The sequence below is a fragment of the Candidatus Accumulibacter contiguus genome (genome assembly GCF_012940005.1).
GTDB classification, from domain to species: Bacteria; Pseudomonadota; Gammaproteobacteria; order Burkholderiales; family Rhodocyclaceae; genus Accumulibacter; species Accumulibacter contiguus.
Genome location: NZ_SPMX01000003.1, coordinates 14,367 through 35,269 on the forward strand (window position 1 = coordinate 14,367; position 20,903 = coordinate 35,269).

At 59.3% G+C, this 20,903-nt stretch carries 27 protein-coding genes and 1 pseudogene; 1 reads left to right on the top strand and 27 read right to left on the bottom strand.

Annotated features, from left to right (window positions below; genetic code table 11):
• Positions 1–187: 187 nt before the first annotated feature.
• The 5 genes from E4Q08_RS00890 to E4Q08_RS00910 all read right to left on the bottom strand — a co-directional run bounded on the left by E4Q08_RS00890 (position 188) and on the right by E4Q08_RS00910 (position 8,188).
• The gene (locus tag E4Q08_RS00890; protein ID WP_169069018.1) at positions 188–1,486 is read right to left on the bottom strand and encodes an OmpP1/FadL family transporter; all 1,299 of its coding nucleotides are present in this window, start codon (positions 1,484–1,486) and stop codon (positions 188–190) included.
• Positions 1,487–1,642: 156 nt separating this feature from the next.
• Entirely contained in the window at positions 1,643–3,571 is a 1,929-nt protein-coding gene (locus E4Q08_RS00895) for a 3-hydroxyacyl-CoA dehydrogenase NAD-binding domain-containing protein (protein WP_169069019.1), read from the bottom strand.
• On the bottom strand, positions 3,558–4,883 hold the full coding sequence (locus E4Q08_RS00900) for an acetyl-CoA C-acetyltransferase (RefSeq protein ID WP_169069020.1): 1,326 nt from the start codon (positions 4,881–4,883) through the stop codon (positions 3,558–3,560). Before E4Q08_RS00900 ends, E4Q08_RS00895 begins: the two co-directional genes overlap by 14 nt.
• A 74-nt stretch (positions 4,884–4,957) precedes the next feature.
• Positions 4,958–7,306: an acyl-CoA dehydrogenase gene (locus E4Q08_RS00905; protein WP_169069021.1), complete on the bottom strand. Its 2,349-nt coding sequence runs from the start codon at positions 7,304–7,306 to the stop codon at positions 4,958–4,960.
• A 132-nt stretch (positions 7,307–7,438) separates the two neighbouring features.
• Positions 7,439–8,188: a TetR/AcrR family transcriptional regulator gene (locus E4Q08_RS00910; RefSeq protein ID WP_169069080.1), complete on the bottom strand. Its 750-nt coding sequence runs from the start codon at positions 8,186–8,188 to the stop codon at positions 7,439–7,441.
• Between the two features lie 200 nt (positions 8,189–8,388).
• On the opposite strand from E4Q08_RS00910, the gene E4Q08_RS00915 reads away from it, so the two are divergent.
• Entirely contained in the window at positions 8,389–10,227 is a 1,839-nt protein-coding gene (locus E4Q08_RS00915; protein ID WP_169069022.1) for an ABCB family ABC transporter ATP-binding protein/permease, read from the top strand.
• Positions 10,228–10,304: 77 nt separating this feature from the next.
• Here the strand turns inward: E4Q08_RS00915 and rplQ are convergent, their stop codons facing one another.
• The 22 genes and pseudogenes from rplQ to rpsC form a co-directional block, all read right to left on the bottom strand.
• The gene (gene rplQ, locus E4Q08_RS00920) at positions 10,305–10,685 is read right to left on the bottom strand and encodes a 50S ribosomal protein L17 (protein WP_169069023.1); all 381 of its coding nucleotides are present in this window, start codon (positions 10,683–10,685) and stop codon (positions 10,305–10,307) included.
• A 30-nt stretch (positions 10,686–10,715) separates the two neighbouring features.
• Positions 10,716–11,690, bottom strand: coding sequence for a DNA-directed RNA polymerase subunit alpha (locus tag E4Q08_RS00925; protein WP_169069024.1), 975 nt, complete (start codon positions 11,688–11,690; stop codon positions 10,716–10,718).
• A gap of 39 nt (positions 11,691–11,729) precedes the next feature.
• On the bottom strand, positions 11,730–12,359 hold the full coding sequence (gene rpsD / locus E4Q08_RS00930; RefSeq protein ID WP_034910010.1) for a 30S ribosomal protein S4: 630 nt from the start codon (positions 12,357–12,359) through the stop codon (positions 11,730–11,732).
• 10 nt (positions 12,360–12,369) lie between these two features.
• Positions 12,370–12,765, bottom strand: a complete 396-nt coding sequence (gene rpsK, locus E4Q08_RS00935; RefSeq protein ID WP_034910014.1) for a 30S ribosomal protein S11 — start codon at positions 12,763–12,765, stop codon at positions 12,370–12,372.
• 20 nt (positions 12,766–12,785) lie between these two features.
• Positions 12,786–13,148, bottom strand: a complete 363-nt coding sequence (rpsM, locus tag E4Q08_RS00940; RefSeq protein ID WP_034910016.1) for a 30S ribosomal protein S13 — start codon at positions 13,146–13,148, stop codon at positions 12,786–12,788.
• 78 nt (positions 13,149–13,226) lie between these two features.
• Entirely contained in the window at positions 13,227–13,340 is a 114-nt protein-coding gene (gene rpmJ, locus E4Q08_RS00945; protein WP_169069025.1) for a 50S ribosomal protein L36, read from the bottom strand.
• Positions 13,341–13,440: 100 nt separating this feature from the next.
• Positions 13,441–13,659: a translation initiation factor IF-1 gene (gene infA, locus E4Q08_RS00950; RefSeq protein ID WP_042335087.1), complete on the bottom strand. Its 219-nt coding sequence runs from the start codon at positions 13,657–13,659 to the stop codon at positions 13,441–13,443.
• 1 nt (position 13,660) lies between these two features.
• Positions 13,661–14,980, bottom strand: coding sequence for a preprotein translocase subunit SecY (gene secY / locus E4Q08_RS00955; protein WP_034910018.1), 1,320 nt, complete (start codon positions 14,978–14,980; stop codon positions 13,661–13,663).
• Between the two features lie 23 nt (positions 14,981–15,003).
• Positions 15,004–15,438, bottom strand: coding sequence for a 50S ribosomal protein L15 (rplO, locus tag E4Q08_RS00960; protein WP_034910019.1), 435 nt, complete (start codon positions 15,436–15,438; stop codon positions 15,004–15,006).
• A gap of 1 nt (position 15,439) precedes the next feature.
• Positions 15,440–15,622, bottom strand: a complete 183-nt coding sequence (gene rpmD, locus E4Q08_RS00965) for a 50S ribosomal protein L30 (protein ID WP_034910021.1) — start codon at positions 15,620–15,622, stop codon at positions 15,440–15,442.
• Between the two features lie 3 nt (positions 15,623–15,625).
• Positions 15,626–16,096, bottom strand: a complete 471-nt coding sequence (gene rpsE, locus E4Q08_RS00970) for a 30S ribosomal protein S5 (RefSeq protein ID WP_248594615.1) — start codon at positions 16,094–16,096, stop codon at positions 15,626–15,628.
• An 82-nt stretch (positions 16,097–16,178) separates the two neighbouring features.
• Positions 16,179–16,532, bottom strand: coding sequence for a 50S ribosomal protein L18 (rplR, locus tag E4Q08_RS00975; RefSeq protein ID WP_169069081.1), 354 nt, complete (start codon positions 16,530–16,532; stop codon positions 16,179–16,181).
• 13 nt (positions 16,533–16,545) lie between these two features.
• Positions 16,546–17,082: a 50S ribosomal protein L6 gene (rplF, locus tag E4Q08_RS00980; RefSeq protein ID WP_169069027.1), complete on the bottom strand. Its 537-nt coding sequence runs from the start codon at positions 17,080–17,082 to the stop codon at positions 16,546–16,548.
• Positions 17,083–17,091: 9 nt separating this feature from the next.
• Positions 17,092–17,487 (bottom strand): 30S ribosomal protein S8, encoded by a 396-nt coding sequence (rpsH, locus tag E4Q08_RS00985; RefSeq protein ID WP_169069028.1) that lies wholly within the window; start codon positions 17,485–17,487, stop codon positions 17,092–17,094.
• A 15-nt stretch (positions 17,488–17,502) separates the two neighbouring features.
• A complete protein-coding gene (rpsN, locus tag E4Q08_RS00990) occupies positions 17,503–17,808 on the bottom strand; it encodes a 30S ribosomal protein S14 (RefSeq protein WP_034910027.1) in 306 nt (101 codons plus the stop codon).
• Between the two features lie 6 nt (positions 17,809–17,814).
• Positions 17,815–18,354 (bottom strand): 50S ribosomal protein L5, encoded by a 540-nt coding sequence (gene rplE, locus E4Q08_RS00995; RefSeq protein WP_034914329.1) that lies wholly within the window; start codon positions 18,352–18,354, stop codon positions 17,815–17,817.
• A 9-nt stretch (positions 18,355–18,363) separates the two neighbouring features.
• Positions 18,364–18,682, bottom strand: a pseudogene (gene rplX, locus E4Q08_RS01000) (50S ribosomal protein L24).
• An 8-nt stretch (positions 18,683–18,690) separates the two neighbouring features.
• Complete coding sequence (gene rplN / locus E4Q08_RS01005) at positions 18,691–19,059, bottom strand: 50S ribosomal protein L14 (protein ID WP_034914334.1); 369 nt, start codon at positions 19,057–19,059, stop codon at positions 18,691–18,693.
• A 131-nt stretch (positions 19,060–19,190) separates the two neighbouring features.
• The gene (rpsQ, locus tag E4Q08_RS01010; RefSeq protein WP_034914337.1) at positions 19,191–19,457 is read right to left on the bottom strand and encodes a 30S ribosomal protein S17; all 267 of its coding nucleotides are present in this window, start codon (positions 19,455–19,457) and stop codon (positions 19,191–19,193) included.
• Positions 19,454–19,648: a 50S ribosomal protein L29 gene (rpmC, locus tag E4Q08_RS01015; RefSeq protein WP_034914340.1), complete on the bottom strand. Its 195-nt coding sequence runs from the start codon at positions 19,646–19,648 to the stop codon at positions 19,454–19,456. Before rpmC ends, rpsQ begins: the two co-directional genes overlap by 4 nt.
• 2 nt (positions 19,649–19,650) lie before the next feature.
• Entirely contained in the window at positions 19,651–20,064 is a 414-nt protein-coding gene (rplP, locus tag E4Q08_RS01020; RefSeq protein WP_034914343.1) for a 50S ribosomal protein L16, read from the bottom strand.
• Entirely contained in the window at positions 20,048–20,896 is an 849-nt protein-coding gene (gene rpsC / locus E4Q08_RS01025) for a 30S ribosomal protein S3 (protein ID WP_169069029.1), read from the bottom strand. The genes rplP and rpsC overlap by 17 nt, the downstream gene beginning before the upstream one ends.
• Between the last annotated feature and the right edge of the window lie 7 nt (positions 20,897–20,903).

The window sequence follows — 20,903 nt, forward strand, 5'->3', positions numbered from 1 at the left end:
TCGTCTACGCTCGCCGGGAACACCCCGCAGCGGCTCTGCACAAAGCCGCTCAAACGAACGTTTGAATTATACGCTGTCTGGGTACACCGTCAACCGAAATGGGAAGAATCTTCAGGGCAATGCGCTCGTCACAGGCAAAAGAAAAGCCCCGGAATCCGGGGCTTTTCTGGCGAACCGTGGAGCGCGATCAGAAAGCGATCGAGTACTGTGCGCCGAGAATCCAGACGCTGGAATCGTAGTCACCAATGACCGTGCCACGACCTTCAGCGCTCTTGTTGCTGTTGATCTTGGTGTTCTGAAGGTACAGATACGCCAGGCCGAGTTCAAGCGTCTGTTCCTTGGCCGGCTTCCATTGGGTGCCGAAGGTGAACCATGTACGATCGTTGTCCGGCAATGCGGTCAATCGTGTACTCGCATTCTTGACCGGCGTCTGGTCATAGGCGAGACCAAACATGAATTTCAGCGTGTCGGTGTAACGGTAGTTCGCCCCCAGGGCAACACGCCAGGTATCCTCGAAGAGCGCGGTCAGCGTCTCCGCAGTCCGGCCGGTCTGCGGTCCCGAGGTACGGACGATGTCTACATTCTTGATCGAACTCCAGCCCGTCCAGGAGACATCTCCCAGCATCTCCCATTGATCGCTGAGTTTCTGCGTCACGCTCAGAACGAAGGTATCCGGCACCTTGATATCGGCCTTGACCTGGCTCTGCCGGCCGGAGTTGATCAGCGCCAAGGCCGTCGCGTTGGCTGCCGGCGTGCCATTGCTGCTCAGTCTGGACGTGCCATCGGTATGGTATTGAATTGCCGAGCGATACGATACGCCGACCTTGGTCGTCGGCGAGAGGGTAAACAATGCACCGAGGTTCCAGCCCCAGGCATCGTCGTCGATACTCAGGTGCGCTCTGACCCCGGATGCGCCCGGGACGATGGCTGCCTGACGATAGTAATCCGCCTCGATTTTCTGCCAGCTCACGCCGGCGCCCAGCGATACCATGTCGTTGACCCGATAGGCAATCGACGGATTGATATTGATTGTCTTGATGTCGAACTCGTCCGACTGCGCACTGCCCTTCCAGGGTTTGTCGTACTTCGTCTTCAGGCCAAAAGGTGCTCCGATGCCCAGACCAAGGTACAGATCCCGGTTTACCGCCCAGGACAGGTAGCCATTCGGAACGACCGCCCAGCCACCCGCGTCGCCACCGTCACCCGCGGCATTGAAGACACCCACCTGGGACGCGCTGTTGTCGAACTTGAAACTCGGTTTCACCGCCGTCAGGCCACCGGAGACTTCACGCGCCTGCAGTTGCGTCATTCCTGCCGGGTTCCAGAAAATCGTGCTGGCATCGCTGGCCTTGGCTGCGGAACCGGCGTAGGCATTACCCAGGCCGCTACCCTGCTCAAGCAACTGGAAACCGGACGCACCTGCACTGCCTGACAAGGCCACCAGCAACAAGGCCGGAATCATCTTCATCGTAACTTTTTGTGACATGGTCATCTCCCCTCTGGATGTGATCTTTCCGTGGCTATTCCGCCACGCGTCAAAAGTAATTTGCCGCCCTATGCTAAGACCACCGTCCAGAAAAATCTTCAGCTATTCAAGGTTTGGCAGCTCCCTTTTCTGGCCCTGTTGGTTAATTGCAACAGGTCAGGCAGCTTGACTCCCCAGATAATTCAGCGGTCCGCCGGTGAAGGGCGCAAATCCGGTCCCGAAGATCACTCCGGCATCGGCCAGATCGGCATCGGCGACGACCCCGTCGTTCACCAGTTGCTGCGTGCGCTCGAGCAGCGGTTTGAGCAGACGAGCGGCGAGTCCGGCCGGGACGCTCCCGGCCAGACCCTTGTTCGGCCGGCCACCGGGGTAATCGTAGAAACCCCGGCCGCTCTTCTTGCCGAGGTGACCGGCGTTGAAACGTTCCAGCAGGCACCTCGGTGGCTCGGCAGCAGTCCCTGCGAGGCTCTTGCCAGCAGCCATCGCAACGTCGAGTCCGACCATGTCAACGAGTTCGATCGGGCCCATCGGCATGCCGAAAGCGAGCATCGCTTCGTCCACGGTTTCCGGTGCGAGGCCCTCATCGACGGCGCGCATCGCTTCGAGCAGGTAAGGCCCGAGAACGGCGTTGACCAGGAAACCCGGCGCGCTCTTCACCGGCAGCGGCAGTCGCTCGATCTGTTTGACGAAAGCGGTGGCGCGTTGCTGCATTTCCGGGTCGGCAGCCGCCGTGGCGACGACTTCGACGAGCGGCATCTTCGCGACCGGGTTGAAGAAATGAATCCCGATCAATCGTTGCGGCCGGACCAGTACCGTGGACAAATCCTCGATGCGCAGGCTCGAGGTGTTCGTCGCCAGGACCGCGTCGGGCGGGATCACCGCTTCGAGTTTGCTGAGCAGCTCGCGCTTGGCGTCGAGGTCTTCGAAAATCGCCTCGATCACCACGTCCGCCTGGCGTGCTCCGTAGCCTTCCGGGTCGGGAATCAGCCGGTCCATCACCTTGCGCAGTTCGCGCGGGTCTTTGATGCGCTGGCGCCACGCCGCATAGGCGCGTTGCAAGGCCGGGGCGATGCGCTCCATTCCCTGATCCTGCAGGGTGACGGTCAGCCCGCGCAACGCACACCAGGCCGCGATGTCGCCGCCCATCACGCCAGCGCCGACGACATGCACGCGCCTGGCCGCGAAGCTGCCCGCCTTGCCGAAACTCTTCAGGCGCTCCTGCAGGAAGAACACGCGCAGCAGATTGCGCGCCGTCGGCGAACGAACGATGCGGTCGATCAGTGCCGGTGCTGCCAGCGCATTCCCCTGGTGATTGGCCCAGATGTCGATGATCGCGTACGGTGCCGGATAATGCTCGCGGCGCGCGCGCCTGCCGACCTGCTTTCTCGCGGCACTCGCCAGCAGGCCCTTGAACGGACCATTGAGCAGGCGCTGCAGCAGGGGCGGACGGCGGCGCGGCTGATCGGCGAGCACCAGCAATGCCGCGGCGCTGTCCATGACGCGCGCCGGTACGCAGTCGTCGGCAAGGCCAAGGCGTTTCGCCTTGCCGGCATCGATCGTCTTGCCGGTCAGCATCATGTCGAGTGCCGCCTGTGGGCCGATTCGTTCCGGCAGGCGCAGCATGCCGCCCCAGCCCGGCACGATGCCGAGCATGACTTCCGGCAGGCCCATCCGGGTCGAGGGCTCGTCGACCGCCAGCAGGTAACGACACGCCAGCGCCAGTTCGAGGCCACCACCGAGGCAGTGACCGCGTACCAGCGCCAGCGTCGGATACGAAACGGCGGCCAGACGGTTGAAGAGCTGCCAGCCACGTGTCACCAGATCGAGCCCCTTTTCAGGCGTATCGAGCTGCGTGAACTCCTGTATGTCGGCACCGGCGATGAAGCCGGCCGCTTTCCCCGAACGGAAGATCAGCCCTTGCGGCGGGCTGCGATCGAACTGATCGAGAAGCAAGGCGAGTTCGTCCATTACCGCACTGGAAAGTGAATTGGCCGATTCGCCAGCCTTGTCGAGCGTCGCCCAGGCGAGACCTGCGGCATCGACATCGAGCCGCCAGTGCCGGTAGTCATTTTCATGGATGTGCATGCTTTTCCCCGTCTTGCCCTGGTCGGTTGATCGTTTCCACCAGCATTGCCCCGCCCTGGCCGCCACCGATGCAGATTGCGGCGATGCCGCGCCTTGCCCTGGCGTGCTGCAGCGCCTGCAGCAGATGCAGGACGATGCGGGCGCCGGAAGCGCCGACCGGGTGACCGAGTGCAATGGCGCTGCCGTCGACGTTGAGACGCTCCGGCTGGATCACGCCGAGCGCGCCCGGCAGACCGAGCTGCTCGCGGCAGTAGTCGTCCGACTCCCAGGCAGCGAGGCAGCCGAGCACCTGCGCCGCGAACGCCTCATTGATTTCCCAGAGGTCGATGTCCGCCAAGCCGAACTGATGACGCTGCAGGATCGGCGTTGCGGCATGCACCGGACCCAGCCCCATTTGCGCCGGATCGAGACCGGCCCACTGGCTGTCGGTAATGCTGCCGAGCGGCTCGAGCCGCCATTTGTCGACCGCTGCCGCCGAGGCCAGGAGCAGCCACGCGGCCCCGTCGGTGATTTGTGAGCTGTTGCCCGGGGTCACGCGGCCATATTTGCGATCAAAAAAAGGCTTGAGCCTGGCAAGTCCGGCCATGCTCGAATCGGCGCGCACCCCGTCGTCTTCGCTGTAGACCTTGCCCTTGCCGTCAACGAGAGGGACGATCTCGCCGAAACGTCCGGCGGCTTGTGCAGCGACTGCGCGCTGGTGACTGCGAACACTGTATTCGTCCATCTGCTGGCGCGAGATGCCGAAGCGCCAGGCAAGGTTTTCGGCGGTCTGACCCATCAGCAGACCAACGACCGGGTCGGTCAGTCCCTTCAACAGGCCGATCACCGGGGACAGCGCCTGCGACGGACGCAGGCGGGCGAACATGCCGATCTTCTGACTGAACGTCCGGGCCTGCATCATCTGTGCAAACCAGCGCACCATTGCCTCGTTGTACAGCAGCGGCGCATGCGAGAGCGCGTCGACCCCGCCGGCAAGCACCAGTTGCGAGCGTCCATTCTGGATGTTGGCCATCGCCGAGTCGATCGCCTGCATGCCGCTGGCGCAGTTGCGCATTACCGTCCAGGCCGGCACCTGATGGCCGCAACCGAGACGCAGGGAAACGACGCGAGCGATATTGACTTCGTCGGGCGAGGGACTGGCACAACCGAGAATGATCTCGTCGAGTTCGGTCGGTGCGAACGGCTGGCGAATCAGCAATGCGCGGCCGGCCTGCACCGCCAGATCGCTCGCAGCGAACGGCCCGGGCGCATTGCGCCCCTTGAGGAAAGGCGTTCTCGCGCCATCGACGACATACACGGGCTGAAATCCCATGGGTTCTCCTTCTGCCAAACACGAAAGGCACGGAACAACGGCTCCGCGCCTTCCAGGGTTCGCTGAGCGGCGGTCTAGGCGGCTTTGTGCAGCAGCGGCTGTTGCCGCGCATGCCCGAGATCATGCGGGAAATCGTCGACGCGGATGACGATGTCGCGCAGTTCATTCCGCCGCTTGAGCACGGCGTACTCCGCAGCGGTGACGATGCCGGCAGCAAAAGCCGCGTGCGCCAGATCGCGGACGTTGGCGTCCGGATTGTCGGCCAGCACACCGCTCTTTTCGGCGGCACGAATCTTGGCTTCGATCGGTTCGGCGGCAATGGTTGCCGCCAGCGCCAGTTCGAGTGCGCCGACGGCTTCGCTTTCAACCTTGGGCAGGTAGGATTCGGCGGTCAGACGGTCGCGCGCAGCCGACGGTTCGATCAGCAGCTTTGCCACCTGGTGACCAATCCGGTCGGAAGGCACGTCGTAGGGGTGGCCGAGCGGGAAGACGAGACGGTAGAGCATGCGCGCGATCCAGCGCACCGGGAAGTTGGCAATCACCCCGTCGAACGCCATCTGCGCCTTGTACATCGCATCCCACATCGCCCAGTGCATCAGCGGTGCGTCGGCCGGTTGACGCCCTTCCGACTCGTAGCGCTTGAGCGTCGCAGAGCACAGATACAACATCGACAGAATGTCGCCGAGCCGCGCCGAGAGTTTTTCGCGGCGTTTCAATTCACCTCCCAGAACCAGCATCGAGATGTCTGCGAGGAAGGCGAAAGCCGAAGAGAAGCGCGTCAGCTGCTGGTAGTAGCGCCTGGTTTCCGGAGCGACATTGGCCGGCACGGAGACGAAATGCGAGCCAGTCAGTCCCTTTCTCAGCGCACCGAAGGCATGTCCTATGGTGAACAGGAGATGGCCGAAAAAGGCCTTGTCGAAGTCGCGCAGACCCTGTTCCTCATCGGGGTTGAAAGCCGACTTCATCTCCTTGAGCACATACGGATGACAGCGGATGGCCCCCTGGCCAAACAGGATCATGCTGCGCGTCAGGATGTTTGCACCTTCGACGGTAATCCCGATAGGCAGTTGCTGATAGGCACGGCCGATGAAGTTCGATGGTCCCAGACAGATCCCCTTGCCGCCGACGATATCCATACCGTCATTGACGACCTGGCGGGCAAGCTCGGTGACATGATACTTGGCGATCGCCGAGACCACCGACGGCTTCTCGCCGAGGTCGATGGCGCCAGCCGTCATCGTGCGCACGGCATTCATCATGTAGGTGTAGGCGCCGATGCGCGTCAGCGGTTCTTCAACGCCTTCGAAGCGCCCGATCGCCATCTTGAACTGACTGCGAACACGCGCGTATGCACCGACCGTGCGAGCCGTCAACTGTGCCATGCCGGCGTTCGATGACGGCAGCGAGATCGAGCGGCCAGCCGCCAGACACTCCATCAGCATCCGCCACCCCTGGCCAACCATCGCCGGGCCACCGATCACGTAGTCGAGCGGCATGAAGACGTCCTTGCCGCGCGTCGGGCCATTCATGAACATGGCGTTGAGCGGGAAGTGGCGGCGACCGATTTCTGCGCCGGGGGTGTCGCGCGGCACCAGGGCACAGGTAATGCCGATGTGCTTGCTGCTGCCGAGCAGGCCATCCGGATCATAGAGATGGAAAGCCAGACCCAGGATGGTGCACACCGGACCGAGAGTAATGTAACGCTTGTCCCAGGTCACGCGCATGCCGAGCACTTCCCGGCCCTGCCACATGCCCTTGCAGACGATGCCGACGTCGGGGATCGAGCCAGCGTCGGAACCGGCCCAGGGACTGGTCAGGGCGAAGGCGGGAATCTCGATCCCCTTGGCCAGCCGCGGCAGATAGTGGTTCTTCTGTGCCTCGGTACCGTAGTGCAACAACAGTTCGGCCGGACCGAGCGAGTTGGGCACCATCACCGACACCGACAACGCCGAACAACGCGTCGATAGTTTGGTGACGATCTGCGAGTGGGCATAGGCCGAGAACTCGAGACCGCCATACTTCTTCGGGATGATCATCCCGAGGAATCCCTTGTCCTTGATGTACTGCCATGCCTGTGGTGGCAGATCGTGCAAATCGTTCGTCACCTGCCAGTCATCCACCAGCGCACAGGCCTGCTCGACCTCGTTGTCCATGAAGGACTGCTCTTCGGGCTTGAGTTTCGGCACCGGATAGGCGAGCAGCTTGTTCCAGTCGGGATTGCCGCGGAACAGTTCGCCGTCCCACCACACCGTCCCGGCCTCGAGCGCGACGCGCTCGGTTTCCGACATCTGCGGCAGAATCCGTTTGTAAGTACTGAAAATGGGCCGGCTGACCAGCGCTCGCCGCAAGGGGCGAACGCCGAACAGCGCGACAAGACTCACCAGTGTGACACCGATGATGATCGAGACGACCGTTGTGATCATTGCTGCTTCTCCTATTGCTGGTCCTGGGTCTTGGGTGTTGTAGCTTGGACCTTGCGCTGTGCGCCTTGTCCCTTGAATATCAGACCGTCTTCGAGGACGGTTCTTGTTGTTACTATGGAAGTCGCGAGCGACTCACGAATCTCCCCTCCCCCCTCGCGGGGGAGGGGTTGGGGGAGAGGGGAACGGTAGCTCATGAAACTGTGGCAAGGGTGCCCGCAGGCCACCGAGCAGGAAAGGCATCAGCCGCTGCGCCAGGCGTCTGGCCAGCGCGGTGTCGCCCGGATCATCGGCGCTCTCGCCTGCGAGATCGCCCAATTCACAGCCGGTGACGACCTGCAGCACATCGGTTCCGGCGATCGCGTAAGACATGGCGCCAAGCATGAAATGCAGGCGCCAGACAATCTCCGCTTTGGGAACATCCGGCAAGGCGCGAAATAGTGCCAGCTTGTAGCGATCGATCACCTGCGCATACTCACCGGCAAAAAAGGTGCGGATGAACTCGGCCGGTTCGGTCAAGGTACGGCCGAGCAATCGCAGAAAGGTCATGCCACCCAGCGACGGATCCTCCCCCATCCGCAACAAGGTGCCGAAAAACGCTTCGAGTATCTGCGACGGCTTGAGCGGTGCACCGGCAGCCTGCGCTTCGAGTTCGTCAAGTGCCTGCAGGCGCTGCTGGTTGAGCCAGGCCAGGCGACGCCGGAAAACCTCGCACAGCAATGCCTCTTTCGACCCGAAATGGTAGTTCACCGCGGCCAGGTTGACTTCCGCCGCGCTGGTGATGGTCCGCATCGACGTCGCTTCGTAGCCGTTTTCCATGAACAGGCGTTCGGCAACGTCCAGAATGCGCTCACGGGTATCACTCGTTGTTTTCTGATCGGACATAGGATCGCTGGCCCAGGAATAGCGGATTTGCACGCTCGAAATGCTTGTCATCCTCACTTCGATCAAACGTTCGTTTTAATGTTAGGGCCATCGCCTCCCAAATGCAAGAGTTTTTTGCCTCTTTCTGCGTCCATCTTGAGACCTGGCTCGACAACAGGGCATACTCCGGGGATCAGCCACCCGATCGACAAGCCAGAACCATGCGCCGTGCCGCCTCTTCCTACCCTGCAGCCGAGTCACCCGCGGCCGCCGACAGTCATCTCTGGTTGACCCTCAACAAGTTGCTTCCCTATCTGTGGCAATACAAGTGGCGAGTCTTGCTGGCCCTCTCGTGTCTGTTCACGGCCAAACTGGCCAATGTCTGTGTGCCGCTGGTTTTCAAGGAGATGATCGACAGTCTGAGCAGCACGCAACAGGCACTTGCCCTGCCTGCCCTGCTGCTGCTGCTTTATGGTGCGCTGCGTTTTTCGACCTCCCTGTTCACGGAGCTGCGCGAGATTCTCTTTGCCCGCGTCACACAACGCGCCGTACGCCGGATCGCGCTGGAAGTTTTCCGCCACCTGCACCAGCTTTCGCTCCGCTTTCATCTGCAAAGGCAGACCGGTGGTGTTTCGCGCGACATCGAACGTGGCAGCCGATCGATCTCGAGTCTGATCAGCTATACGCTCTATTCGATCCTGCCGACTCTGGTCGAAATCACGCTCGTCCTGATCATCCTGTTTGTCAGGTACGACAGTGCCTTTGTCCTGATCACCCTGGCTTCGCTGACGGCCTATGTGGTATTCACGGTCAAGGTCAGCAACTGGCGGATCGCCATTCGCCGGAAACTCAACGAGATGGACTCGGCAGCAAATACTCGCGCCATCGACAGCCTGCTCAACTACGAAACGGTCAAGTACTTCAATAATGAGGAATACGAGGCCCGCCGCTACGATCAGCAGATGCATCTGTGGGAAGACGCGGCGACCAGGAGCCAGGTCTCCCTGTCCTGGCTCAATCTCGGCCAACAGATCATCATTGCATTGGGGGTCACTTTGATGATGTGGCGAGCAGCCAGTGGTGTGGTCGCGGGCTCGATGACCATCGGCGATCTGGTGCTGGTCAACGCTTTCCTGATTCAGCTCTACATGCCACTCAACTTCCTCGGCGTGGTGTACCGCGAAATTCGCCAGTCACTGGCCGACATCGAGCGCATGTTCGACCTGCTCGCCGTGCACCGGGAAATCGCCGATGTGCCGGACGCCATTCCCCTCATGGCTGGCCCAATGGAGATCCGCTTTTCCGATGTGGACTTTTTCTACGAGTCCAACCGGCAGATTCTGTACGGCGTTGATTTTGTGATTCCGGCCGGGCGCACCCTCGCTGTCGTCGGCGAGTCCGGTTCCGGAAAATCGACCCTGGCACGGCTGCTCTACCGCTTCTATGACATCAGCGGCGGTCATGTCCGGATCAACGGCAGCGATCTTCGCCAACTCACCCAGGCGAGCCTGCGCGCAGCCATCGGCATCGTACCGCAGGATACCGTGTTGTTCAATGACACCATTTTCTACAACATTCAGTACGGCCAGCCCGAAGCCAGCCGCGAACAGGTGCTTGCCGCAGCCAGCGCGGCGCAACTCGCGGCGTTCATCGAACTGCTCCCCGATGGCTACGAAACGCGGGTGGGCGAACGCGGACTGAAGCTTTCGGGAGGGGAAAAGCAGCGGGTCGCCATCGCTCGCGCGCTGCTCAAGAACCCGCCGGTGTTGATTTTCGATGAAGCGACTTCGGCACTCGACTCGAAAACCGAAAAAGCCATCCAGGCGAGTCTCGACAATGCGGCACGTGGCCGCACGACGCTGGTGATCGCCCACCGCCTATCGACGATCATGAATGCCGACGAGATTCTGGTAATGGACGCCGGTCGCATCGTCGAACGCGGATCGCACCTCAAACTGCTCGACGCTGGCGGCCTGTACGCGCAGATGTGGGCCCTGCAACAGTTGGAGGAGTCCGGCGACAAGGCCGCAAGCGAGTCGCCGGCCACGCATGAGTTATGACCAATGCATTCTGCCGGCGAAAAAAAGCCAAGCAGAGCCTGGCTATTGTTCATTCGGCCGACCGGCCGCAAAAGCGATTATTCGGTGACGGCGTCGACTTCCGGCCGATCCATCAACTCGACATACGCCATCGGTGCATTGTCGCCATCGCGAAAACCACACTTCAGAATCCGCAGATAGCCGCCATTGCGGGCCGCATAACGCGGCCCGAGTTCGTTGAACACCTTGACCACCATGTCCCGATCGCGCAGTCGGTCGAAAGCCAGGCGACGGTTGGCCAGGTTCGGGTTCTTGCCGAGAGTGATGATCGGCTCGATGACGCGCCGAAGCTCCTTGGCTTTCGGCAGGGTCGTCTTGATGGCTTCTTCACGAAGCAGAGAAACGGTCATGTTACGCAACATCGCCAGACGATGGGCGCTGGTACGATTCAGTTTACGAAGACCCAAACGGTGACGCATATCAATTCCTTCCTGTTCTTGTCCGGCTGCTCATTTCTCGAGGCCGGCGGGAGGCCAGTTCTCAAGCTTCATGCCCAGTGTCAGGCCGCGCGCGGCCAGCACTTCCTTGATTTCATTCAGCGACTTGCGACCGAGATTGGGCGTCTTGAGCAGCTCGTTCTCGGTGCGCTGGATCAGATCACCAATGTAATAGATGTTTTCCGCCTTCAGACAGTTGGCCGAGCGAACCGTCAACTCCAGGTCATCCACCGGACGCAACAGCAAGGGGTCGACCTGCACCGTCTTCTGATACTCGATAGGCAGCGCCGTCCCGGCGAGGTCGGCAAACACCGAAAGCTGCTCCATCAGGATGCGCGCAGCCGTCCGGATGGCCTCTTCCGGCTCGATGGCACCGTTGGTTTCGATGTCCATGATCAGCTTGTCCAGATCGGTCCGCTGCTCGACACGCGCGCTCTCGACTGCGTAGCTGACCCGGCGAACCGGGCTGAACGAGGCGTCAAGGATCAGCTTGCCAATATTCTTGCTGCCATCGCCAATCTCGCGGAGGTTGCCAGCCACATAACCCCGCGAGCGCTCGACCTTCATTTCCATCGCCAGCTTGCCACCGGCAGAGAGGTGGGCAATGACATGCTCGGGGTTGATGATCTCGACGTCGTGCGAGACATCGATGTCGGCAGCCCGAACAACGCCCTTGCCTTCCTTGCGGAGTTGCAGGACGACTTCTTCCCGGTTGTGCAGCTTGAAGACGACCCCCTTGAGGTTCAACAGGATATCGACCACATCCTCCTGAACCCCGTCAATGGTCGAGTATTCATGCAGTACGCCTTCGATGCTGACCTCGGTCGGCGCATAACCCGGCATCGACGACAGCAGAATCCGACGCAGTGCATTGCCCAGAGTATGCCCGTAACCGCGTTCAAACGGCTCCATGACCACTCGTGCATGCACCGGCGACAAGCTCTGCACATCGATGATGCGCGGTTTAAATAGTCCACTGCTTTGCATGTACTGTCCTTTGCCTGATTCCGTCAAGCCTCGCCACTACTACTTCGAATAGAGTTCGATGACGAGACTTTCGTTGATCGTCGGCGGCAGTTCGCTACGTTCCGGGTGTGCCTTGTAGGTGCCTTTTGCCGCTTTGGCGTCCACTTCAACCCACTCGGGAAAGCCACGCGCTTCGGCAGCGACCAGAGCGGCCTTGACGCGAAGATGAGCTTTCGCTTTCTCGCAGACTTCTACGACGTCGCCGGGGCGAACCTGGTACGAGGGAATGTTTACGCGCCGACCGTTCACGAGTACGCCGTTATGTCTGACCACCTGGCGCGACTCCGCTCGCGACGCCGCGAAACCCATGCGGTAGCAGACACTATCGAGGCGAGCCTCAAGCAATTGCAACAGCACCTCACCAGTGACGCCCTTGCGACGGTCAGCCTCTTTGTACACCTTGCGAAACTGTCCTTCAAGGACGCCATAGATGCGGCGGATTTTCTGCTTTTCCCGCAGGTGAACACCATAGTCGGACAAGCGTTGCCCGGACTTCTGGCCATGCTGACCGGGTGCATACGAGCGACGTTCGATCGCGCACTTGTCGGTGAAGCACTTTTCCCCCTTGAGGAACAATTTTTCGCCTTCACGGCGACATTGACGGCATTTCGGATCGAGATTGCGAGCCACTATTTTCTCCTTAAATCCGACGCTTCTTGGGCGGCCGACAACCATTGTGCGGGATCGGCGTGACATCGGTGATCGCGGTGATCTTCATACCAAGCGCATTGAGCGCGCGCACCGAAGACTCTCGCCCTGGGCCAGGCCCCTTGATACGAACTTCGAGGTTTTTGACGCCACACTCGACGGCAACCCGGCCGGCAGCTTCAGCGGCAACCTGGGCAGCAAAAGGAGTGCTCTTGCGTGAACCCTTGAAGCCGGCCCCACCAGACGTCGCCCACGACAGCGCGTTACCCTGGCGGTCGGTGATGGTGATGATCGTATTGTTGAACGAGGCATGGATGTGAGCAACACCTTCAGCAACGTTCTTTCTGATCTTAACTTTTTTACGAACTTTTGCAGCAGTCTTGGCCATGGTCAGGTCCTAGTCTTTCATCATTTCTTGCCGGCGATCGGCTTCCGCGGTCCCTTGCGAGTACGCGCATTGGTGCGCGTCCGCTGGCCACGAGACGGCAGGCCCTTGCGGTGACGAAGGCCACGATAGCAGCCCAAGTCCATCAAGCGCTTGATGCTCATCGTGACTTCGCGACGCAGATCACCCTCGACACTGTATTTGCCGATCTGGTCACGCAAACGATCCAGTTCAGCCTCAGTCAGGTCCTTCATTTTTGTTGAACGTTGAACCCCAGCAGCATCACAGATTTTCTGTGCGCGCGGACGTCCGATACCGTAAATGGCAGTTAATGCGATCTCGGCATGCTGGTGGTTCGGGAGGTTTACGCCTGCGATGCGGGCCATCGATTCACCCCAAATAATCGAAACTTCAAGTTTATGCCTTCAATCGACTGACGACTCACCATGGGTGGGTCGCAGCGATCAACCCTGACGCTGTTTGTGACGTCGATCCATACAGATCACACGCACAATACCGTGACGCCGAATAATCTTGCACTTGCGGCAGATGCGTTTCACAGATGCCAGCACTTTCATGATTCACTCCTGATTCCCCGGCCCGAGGCGCAGCCAGCCTGTCGCCGGGTTGTTGCTTGGATTGCTGCGTAGATTCTTTGTTGATTCTTGTAGAAACCATTCACTTGGCGCGGAAGACGATGCGCGCACGACTCAGATCATAGGGCGTGAGTTGCACGGTCACCTTGTCGCCCGGCAAAATGCGGATGTAGTGCATGCGCATCTTGCCGGAAATGAAACCCAGCACCATATGGCCGTTTTCGAGCTTCACCCTGAAGGTGGCGTTGGGAAGGTTCTCGATAACCTCTCCCTGCATTTCGATCAAGTCTTCCTTTGCCATTCTATTTCGCCGGTGAGCCTTTGAAGTTAGCCTTTTTCAACAGGCTCTCGTACTGGTGTGACATCGCATAGGCCTGGACCTGCGTCATGAAATCCATCGTTACCACCACAATGATCAAGAGCGAGGTGCCGCCAAAGTAGAACGGCACATTCCATTTCAGGATCAGAAACTCCGGCAACAGACAGACGATGGTGATATAGCCCGCGCCAACCAGGGTCAATCGCATCAGGATCTTGTCGATGTAGCGTGCGGTCTGATCCCCTGGTCGAATTCCAGGAACGAATGCCCCGCTTCTCTTCAGGTTGTCAGCAGTTTCCCTGGAATTGAACACCAGCGCCGTGTAGAAAAAACAGAAGAAAATGATCGCCGCAGCGTACAACATGACATAGATCGGTTGCCCCGGAGAGAGTGCACCGGCGATGTCCTTCAGCCAGCGCACCGACTCTCCCGATCCGAACCAGCCGGCAATGGTTGCCGGGAAAAGGATGATCGACGAGGCAAAGATCGGCGGTATCACGCCTGCCATGTTCAGTTTCAGTGGCAGGTGCGAACTCTGCCCGCCATAAATCTTGTTGCCCACCTGACGCTTCGCGTAGTTGACCAGAATCTTGCGTTGCCCGCGTTCAACGAAAACGACAAACGCAGTGACCAGGACGACCAGAAGGCTGATCACGATTGCCGTCAGCGGATGCATGGCGCCAGTACGAACCAGTTCAAGGAGCCCACCTATGGCGTTTGGCAATCCGGCCGCAATACCGGCAAAGATGATGATCGAGATCCCGTTGCCAATCCCACGCTCAGTGACCTGCTCACCCAGCCACATCAGGAACATCGTTCCAGTGACCAGTGTGGTCACGGTAACGAAGCGAAACAGCATTCCCGGGTCAATCACCAGCCCAGGTTGTGACTCGACTGCGACAGCAATTCCAATTCCCTGAAACAATGCGAGAAAGACCGTACCATAACGGGTGTACTGCGTGATCTTGCGACGCCCGGCTTCGCCTTCCTTTTTCAGCGCCTCGAGCTGGGGGCTGGCGTGCGTCATCAGTTGCATGATGATCGACGCAGAAATGTACGGCATGATCCCGAGGGCAAAAATCGTAAAACGCGAAAGCGCCCCGCCCGAGAACATGTTGAACATGCCCAGAATGCCACCCTGCTGCTTGTTGAACAGCTCGCTCAAGGTCTGTGCGTCGATGCCGGGAACCGGGATGTGCGCGCCAATCCGGTATACGACCAGCGCACCTAGCAGGAACCACAGCCGACGCTTCAGATCGCCGAACTTTCCACCTTTGCTGACCGTGCTGGAACTAGTTACCAAAAAAGATCACCCTTGCCTGCTCGTTATTCCGAAACGCTGCCGCCGGCAGCTTCGATAGCCGCACGTGCACCCGCAGTCGCTCCGACACCCTTGAGGGTGATCTTACGATTGATCTCGCCCGAGAGCACCACCTTCGCCGACAGCGCATGCTGCGAAACCAGATTGGCCTGCATCAGCGTCGCCAGGTCGATCTCATCCACGGGCAAACGCGCGATCTCCGACAAGCGTACCTCACAGTTGCGAGCGTTGGTCAAGGACTTGAAGCCACGCTTCGGCAGGCGGCGCTGCAGGGGCATCTGGCCACCTTCAAAACCCACCTTGTGAAAACCGCCGGCGCGCGACTTCTGCCCCTTGTGACCACGACCACAGGTCTTGCCAAGACCGGATCCGATGCCTCGACCCACACGCTTCTTGGCCGGTCGTGCGCCATCGGCAGCTTGCACGGTATTGAGTTCCATCTCAGCCCTCACACTTCAGGAGGTACGAAACCTTGTTGATCATCCCGCGCACCGCCGGTGTATCTTCAAGAACCGAAATACTATTTACACGTCGAAGGCCCAGACCGCGCACCGTCGCGCGGTGAGATTCCTTGGTGCCGATCAGGCTCCTGACGAGTGTCACTTTCACTTTCTTCTCAGTCATTTCTCACCCCAGGATTTCGGCAACGGCTTTGCCACGTTTGGCGGCAACCTCCGCCGGTGTGGTCATCGCCCGCAAACCGTTGATCGTCGCGCGGACGATGTTATAGGGATTGGTCGACCCGTGCGCCTTGGCGACCACATTGGTCATTCCAATCACATCGAAGACAGCCCGCATGGCGCCACCTGCGATGATCCCGGTACCCTCGGGCGCCGGTTGCATCATTACTCTCGACGCGCCATGATGGCCGACGACGGTGTGCTGCAAGGTTCCACTCTTGAGACTGACCTTGATCAGATTCCGGCGCGCCTCTTCCATGGCCTTCTGGACCGCTACCGGAACTTCGCGCGACTTCCCCTTACCCATACCCACCCGACCGTCGCCGTCACCAACCACGGTAAGCGCTGCAAAACCGAGGATACGACCGCCCTTCACCACCTTGGTCACTCGGTTGATCGAGATCATCTTCTCGCGCATGCCGTCGTCAGGCTTTTTCGGCTTGTTGAGGTTTCCTGCTTTGCGGTTTAGCCATTGATTACTCCAATTCTTTGCCGTGCGATCAGAACTTGAGACCGGCTTCACGCGCCGCATCTGCCAGCGCCTTGATCCGCCCGTGGTACCGGAAACCGGAACGATCGAATGCCACCTGGTCGATTCCGGCCTGTTTCGCGCGTTCAGCGATCAACTGACCGATCGTTTTTGCCGCACTGATGTCTCCACCGTTTGGCAGCGTCTTGCGTACTTCCGGCTCCAGCGACGATGCTGCTGCAAGAACCCTCGTCCCGCAAACCGAAATCACCTGTGCGTAGATGTGGCAGTTGCTGCGGTGCACGGACAAACGTACTGATTTGAGTTCGGCAATCTTGGCACGGGTCTGGCGAGATCTGCGCAAACGCGCCTGTTTTTTGTCAATCATCTGAGCACCCTTACTTTTTCTTTTTCGTTTCCTTGATCACGACGACTTCGTCCGCATAACGCACGCCCTTGCCCTTGTAGGGCTCCGGTTTGCGATAGGCACGAACCTCGGCCGCTACCTGGCCAACCAGCTGCCGGTCAATCCCCTTGATCACAATCTCGGTCTGTGTCGGAGTCGCAGCACTGATGCCTTTCGGCAACTGGTAGGCGACGGGATGCGAAAAGCCAAGGGTCAGGTTGAGCGTATCACCCTGCACCTGAGCACGGTAACCGACGCCAACCAGGCTGAGCTTACGCTCAAAACCCTTGCTGACTCCGGTGACCATGTTGGCAACCACGGCACGAACGGTTCCGGAAAGTGCATCGGATTGAGCCACCCCATCGACGGGTTTGCACAGCAGGCTGTCGCCCTCCTGCTCGACGGTCACCGCCGGGTGGGAGACAAAATCCAGAGCACCTAGAGGACCCTTGACCGAGATGGATTCTGCCGAGAGATCGACGGTGACACCCGGAGGGAGAAGAATTGGTTTCTTTGCAACGCGGGACATGGCTAACCCTTACGCGACGAAGCACAGCACTTCGCCACCGACATGGCTAGCGCGCGCCTTACGATCAGTCATGACGCCCTTGGGTGTCGACACGATCGCCACCCCCAGCCCGTTCATGACCTGCGGAATATCACCTACACCTCGATAAATGCGGAGACCTGGCCTCGAAACACGATCGATGCGCTCGATCACCGGACGGCCAGCATAATACTTCAGGCCAATCTCGAGAACCGGCTTACCGTCATTCGGACTCACAGCAAAGTCCTCAACATAGCCCTCGTCTTTCAAGACCTGGGCGATGGCGATTTTTACCTTGGAAGACGGCATGGCGACGGAGCCCTTGCTTGCCATCTGGGCATTTCGGATGCGTGTCAGCATATCGCTGATCGGATCACTCATACTCATTATGTTCTCTCCTGCCTACCAGCTAGCCTTGATCATTCCCGGCACCTCGCCTTGCATCACGAAATCGCGCAGCTTGCCACGACCCAAACCGAACTTCCGATAGACGCCCCGCGGACGGCCGGTCAGCGAACAGCGGTTACGGAGCCTGACCGGGCTGGCATTGCGTGGCAAGGCCTGCACTTTCAAGCGCGCCTCAAAGCGCTCTTCCACAGAACGACTCTGGTCGGACACAACGGCTATCAGTTCAGCACGCTTTTTGGCGTACTTTTCAACCATCTTGCGCCGCTTTTCACCACGGTTGATCACAGCGAGTTTCGCCATTTCGTCTCAGTTCCTGAAGGGAAATTTAAACGCGCCAAGCAAGGCACGCGCCTCTTCATCGGTCTTGGCAGTAGTAGTGACACTGATGTTCATGCCGCGAAGCGCATCGATCCTGTCGTACTCGATTTCAGGAAAGATAATCTGCTCCTTGAGGCCCATGTTGTAGTTGCCACGTCCGTCGAAACCTTTTCCGGAGATGCCGCGGAAGTCGCGAACCCGCGGCAGTGCAACGGTAACCAGGCGGTCGATAAATTCGAACATGCGCGGTCCGCGAAGAGTGACCATGCAGCCGATCGGATAGCCGGTACGTATCTTGAAACCGGCAATCGACTTGCGAGCCTTGGTGCTCACCGGCTTTTGCCCGGCAATCTTGACCAGGTCGCTCATCGCGTTCTCCAGAATCTTCTTGTCGGCGACCGCCTCACCGACCCCGATATTCAGGGTGACCTTGGTGATCCTCGGCACTTCCATTCTCGACTTGTACCCGAACCTCTGGGTCAACTCGTTCACCACAGTGGTGTTGTAATAATCCAGCAAACGCGCCATGACTACTCCTTAGGCCCCCAACACTTCGCCATTCGACTTGAAAAAAACGCACCTTGGTGTTGTCTTCAAGTGTTCTGAAGCCGACACGATCCGCTTTTCTGGTCACCGGGTTGTAGAGCGCGACATTCGAAATGTGCAGCGGCATTTCTTTTTCGACAATGCCGCCGGCGATACCCTTGACCGGATTCGGCTTGACATGCTTTTTGGCACGATTGACGCCCTCCACCAGGACATGCTCGGCGTCGACACGGCGAAGCACGTTTCCACGCCTGCCCTTGTCCTTACCCGCGATCACGAGAACGTCGTCGCCTTTACGAATCTTTTCCATGGCCTTCCTTACAGCACTTCCGGAGCCAGGGAAACGATCTTCATGAAACGGTCACCACGCAACTCGCGTGTCACCGGCCCAAAGATGCGCGTTCCAATCGGCTCCATCTTGTTATTCAGGAGTACAGCCGCGTTGTGGTCAAACCTGACGAGCGACCCGTCAGGACGGCGTACGCCCTTGGCGGTACGCACCACCACGGCGCTATAGACATCACCCTTCTTGACGCGCCCACGTGGCGCCGCATCCTTGATGGTGACCTTGATAATGTCGCCGACACCAGCGTAGCGGCGCTTCGATCCGCCTAACACCTTGATACACATCACCGAGCGTGCACCGGTGTTGTCGGCGACGTCGAGAGTACTCTGCACTTGAATCATCTGTCACTCCAACTTGGCCCGCTGAGGCGGTCAGTCTTGGAACCCGCAAGGGGAGGAACGCTCAACATCGAAATACCGTCGAGCGCGGGAAAACCTAGAATTATAGCGGCTTTAGCAACAAAAAGCAAGCTCTAAATCGCAATAGCACGTTCCAGAAGCTTCGTGACCACCCATGTCTTGGTCTTCGAAAGCGGACGAGACTCCTGAATTTCAACAACGTCACCGATTTTCGCCTGGTTGTTGTCGTTGTGTGCGTGGTACTTGCTGGAACGGACGATGATCTTGTTGTACATGGCGTGCTTGACGCGACGCTCGACGATCACCGTGACGGTCTTTTCCATACGGTCACTGACGACGCGCCCGATCAGAGTGCGCGTGTGGCTGGTGGTCTCGCTCATTGTTGAACTGCCTTTTCATGAAGAAGCGTGCGCACGCGCGCGATCTGACGACGCACTTTGCCAATCTGACTGTTATTCGACAACTGCTGTGTAGCAAGCTGCATGCGCAGGCCAAACTGGGCTTTCAGCAGGTCGAGCAATTCCTTGTTCAACTCGTCGACGGTTTTTGCTCTGAGTTCACTGACTTTCATGATCAACCCACCATACGCGTAACGAAAACCGTTGGAATCGGCAGCTTGGCGGCAGCAAGCGCAAAAGCTTCACGCGCCAGGCTCTCGGCGACCCCATCCATCTCATAGAGAACCTTGCCCGGCTTGATTTCAGCCACGTAGTACTCCGGGTTACCCTTGCCGCTGCCCATCCGGACTTCGGCGGGTTTCTTGGATATCGGCTTGTCCGGGAATATGCGGATCCAGATCCGGCCACCGCGCTTGATGTGCCGCGTCATGGCCCGCCGCGCTGCTTCAATCTGGCGGGCTGTCAGCCGCCCGCGACCAATCGCCTTGAGCCCGTACTCACCAAAACTCACCTTGGCACCCCGCAGCGCAAGGCCGGTATTACGGCCCTTCTGCTCTTTACGGTATTTTCTTCTAGTTGGCTGCAGCATCTGTGGTTCCTGCCTTTCTTACTCGTTTCACGGGTGCCTTCGCTTCCGTAGCGGCGCCCTCGGTCTTCACAAGCTCTTCCTGGCTGTCTGACCTTGCCTTCAGCGTACGTGTCCTGTCGGCCGGGTCAGCGGGGCGAGCGGAGCGACGGGGACGGCGCTGGTCGTCAAGTGCCGGCTCGGTGGAAACCGTTGCCGGCTCCTGGCGATTGAGAATCTCGCCCTTGAAAACCCAGACCTTGACGCCGATCAGACCGTAGGTGGTCAGAGCTTCCGAGGTTGCATAGTCAATGTCAGCGCGCAAGGTGTGCAGCGGCACGCGGCCTTCACGGTACCATTCGCGCCGGGCAATCTCGGCACCGTTGAGGCGGCCGGAACTCATGATCTTGATGCCCTGCGCGCCCAGTCGCATCGCGTTCTGCATCGCCCGCTTCATGGCGCGGCGGAACATGATGCGCTTCTCGAGCTGCTGCGTAATCGAGTCGGCGATCAACTGCGCATCCAGCTCGGGTTTGCGGATTTCTTCGATACTCACATGGACCGGGACGCCCATGATCTTCTGCAGAGCTCCCCGCAAGTGATCGATCTCCTCGCCCTTCTTGCCAATCACCACACCCGGACGAGCCGAGAAGACGGTAACGCGTGCGTTCTTGGCCGGACGCTCGATGAGGATGCGTCCAACCGAAGCATGTTTCAGCTTCTTCCGCAGGAATTCGCGAACTCGAACATCTTCGTTGAGCATGCCGGCGAAGTTCTTGCTGTTGGCGTACCAGCGTGACGACCAATCACGCGTAACGGCCAGACGAAAACCAGCAGGATGAATCTTTTGTCCCATTCTTGTT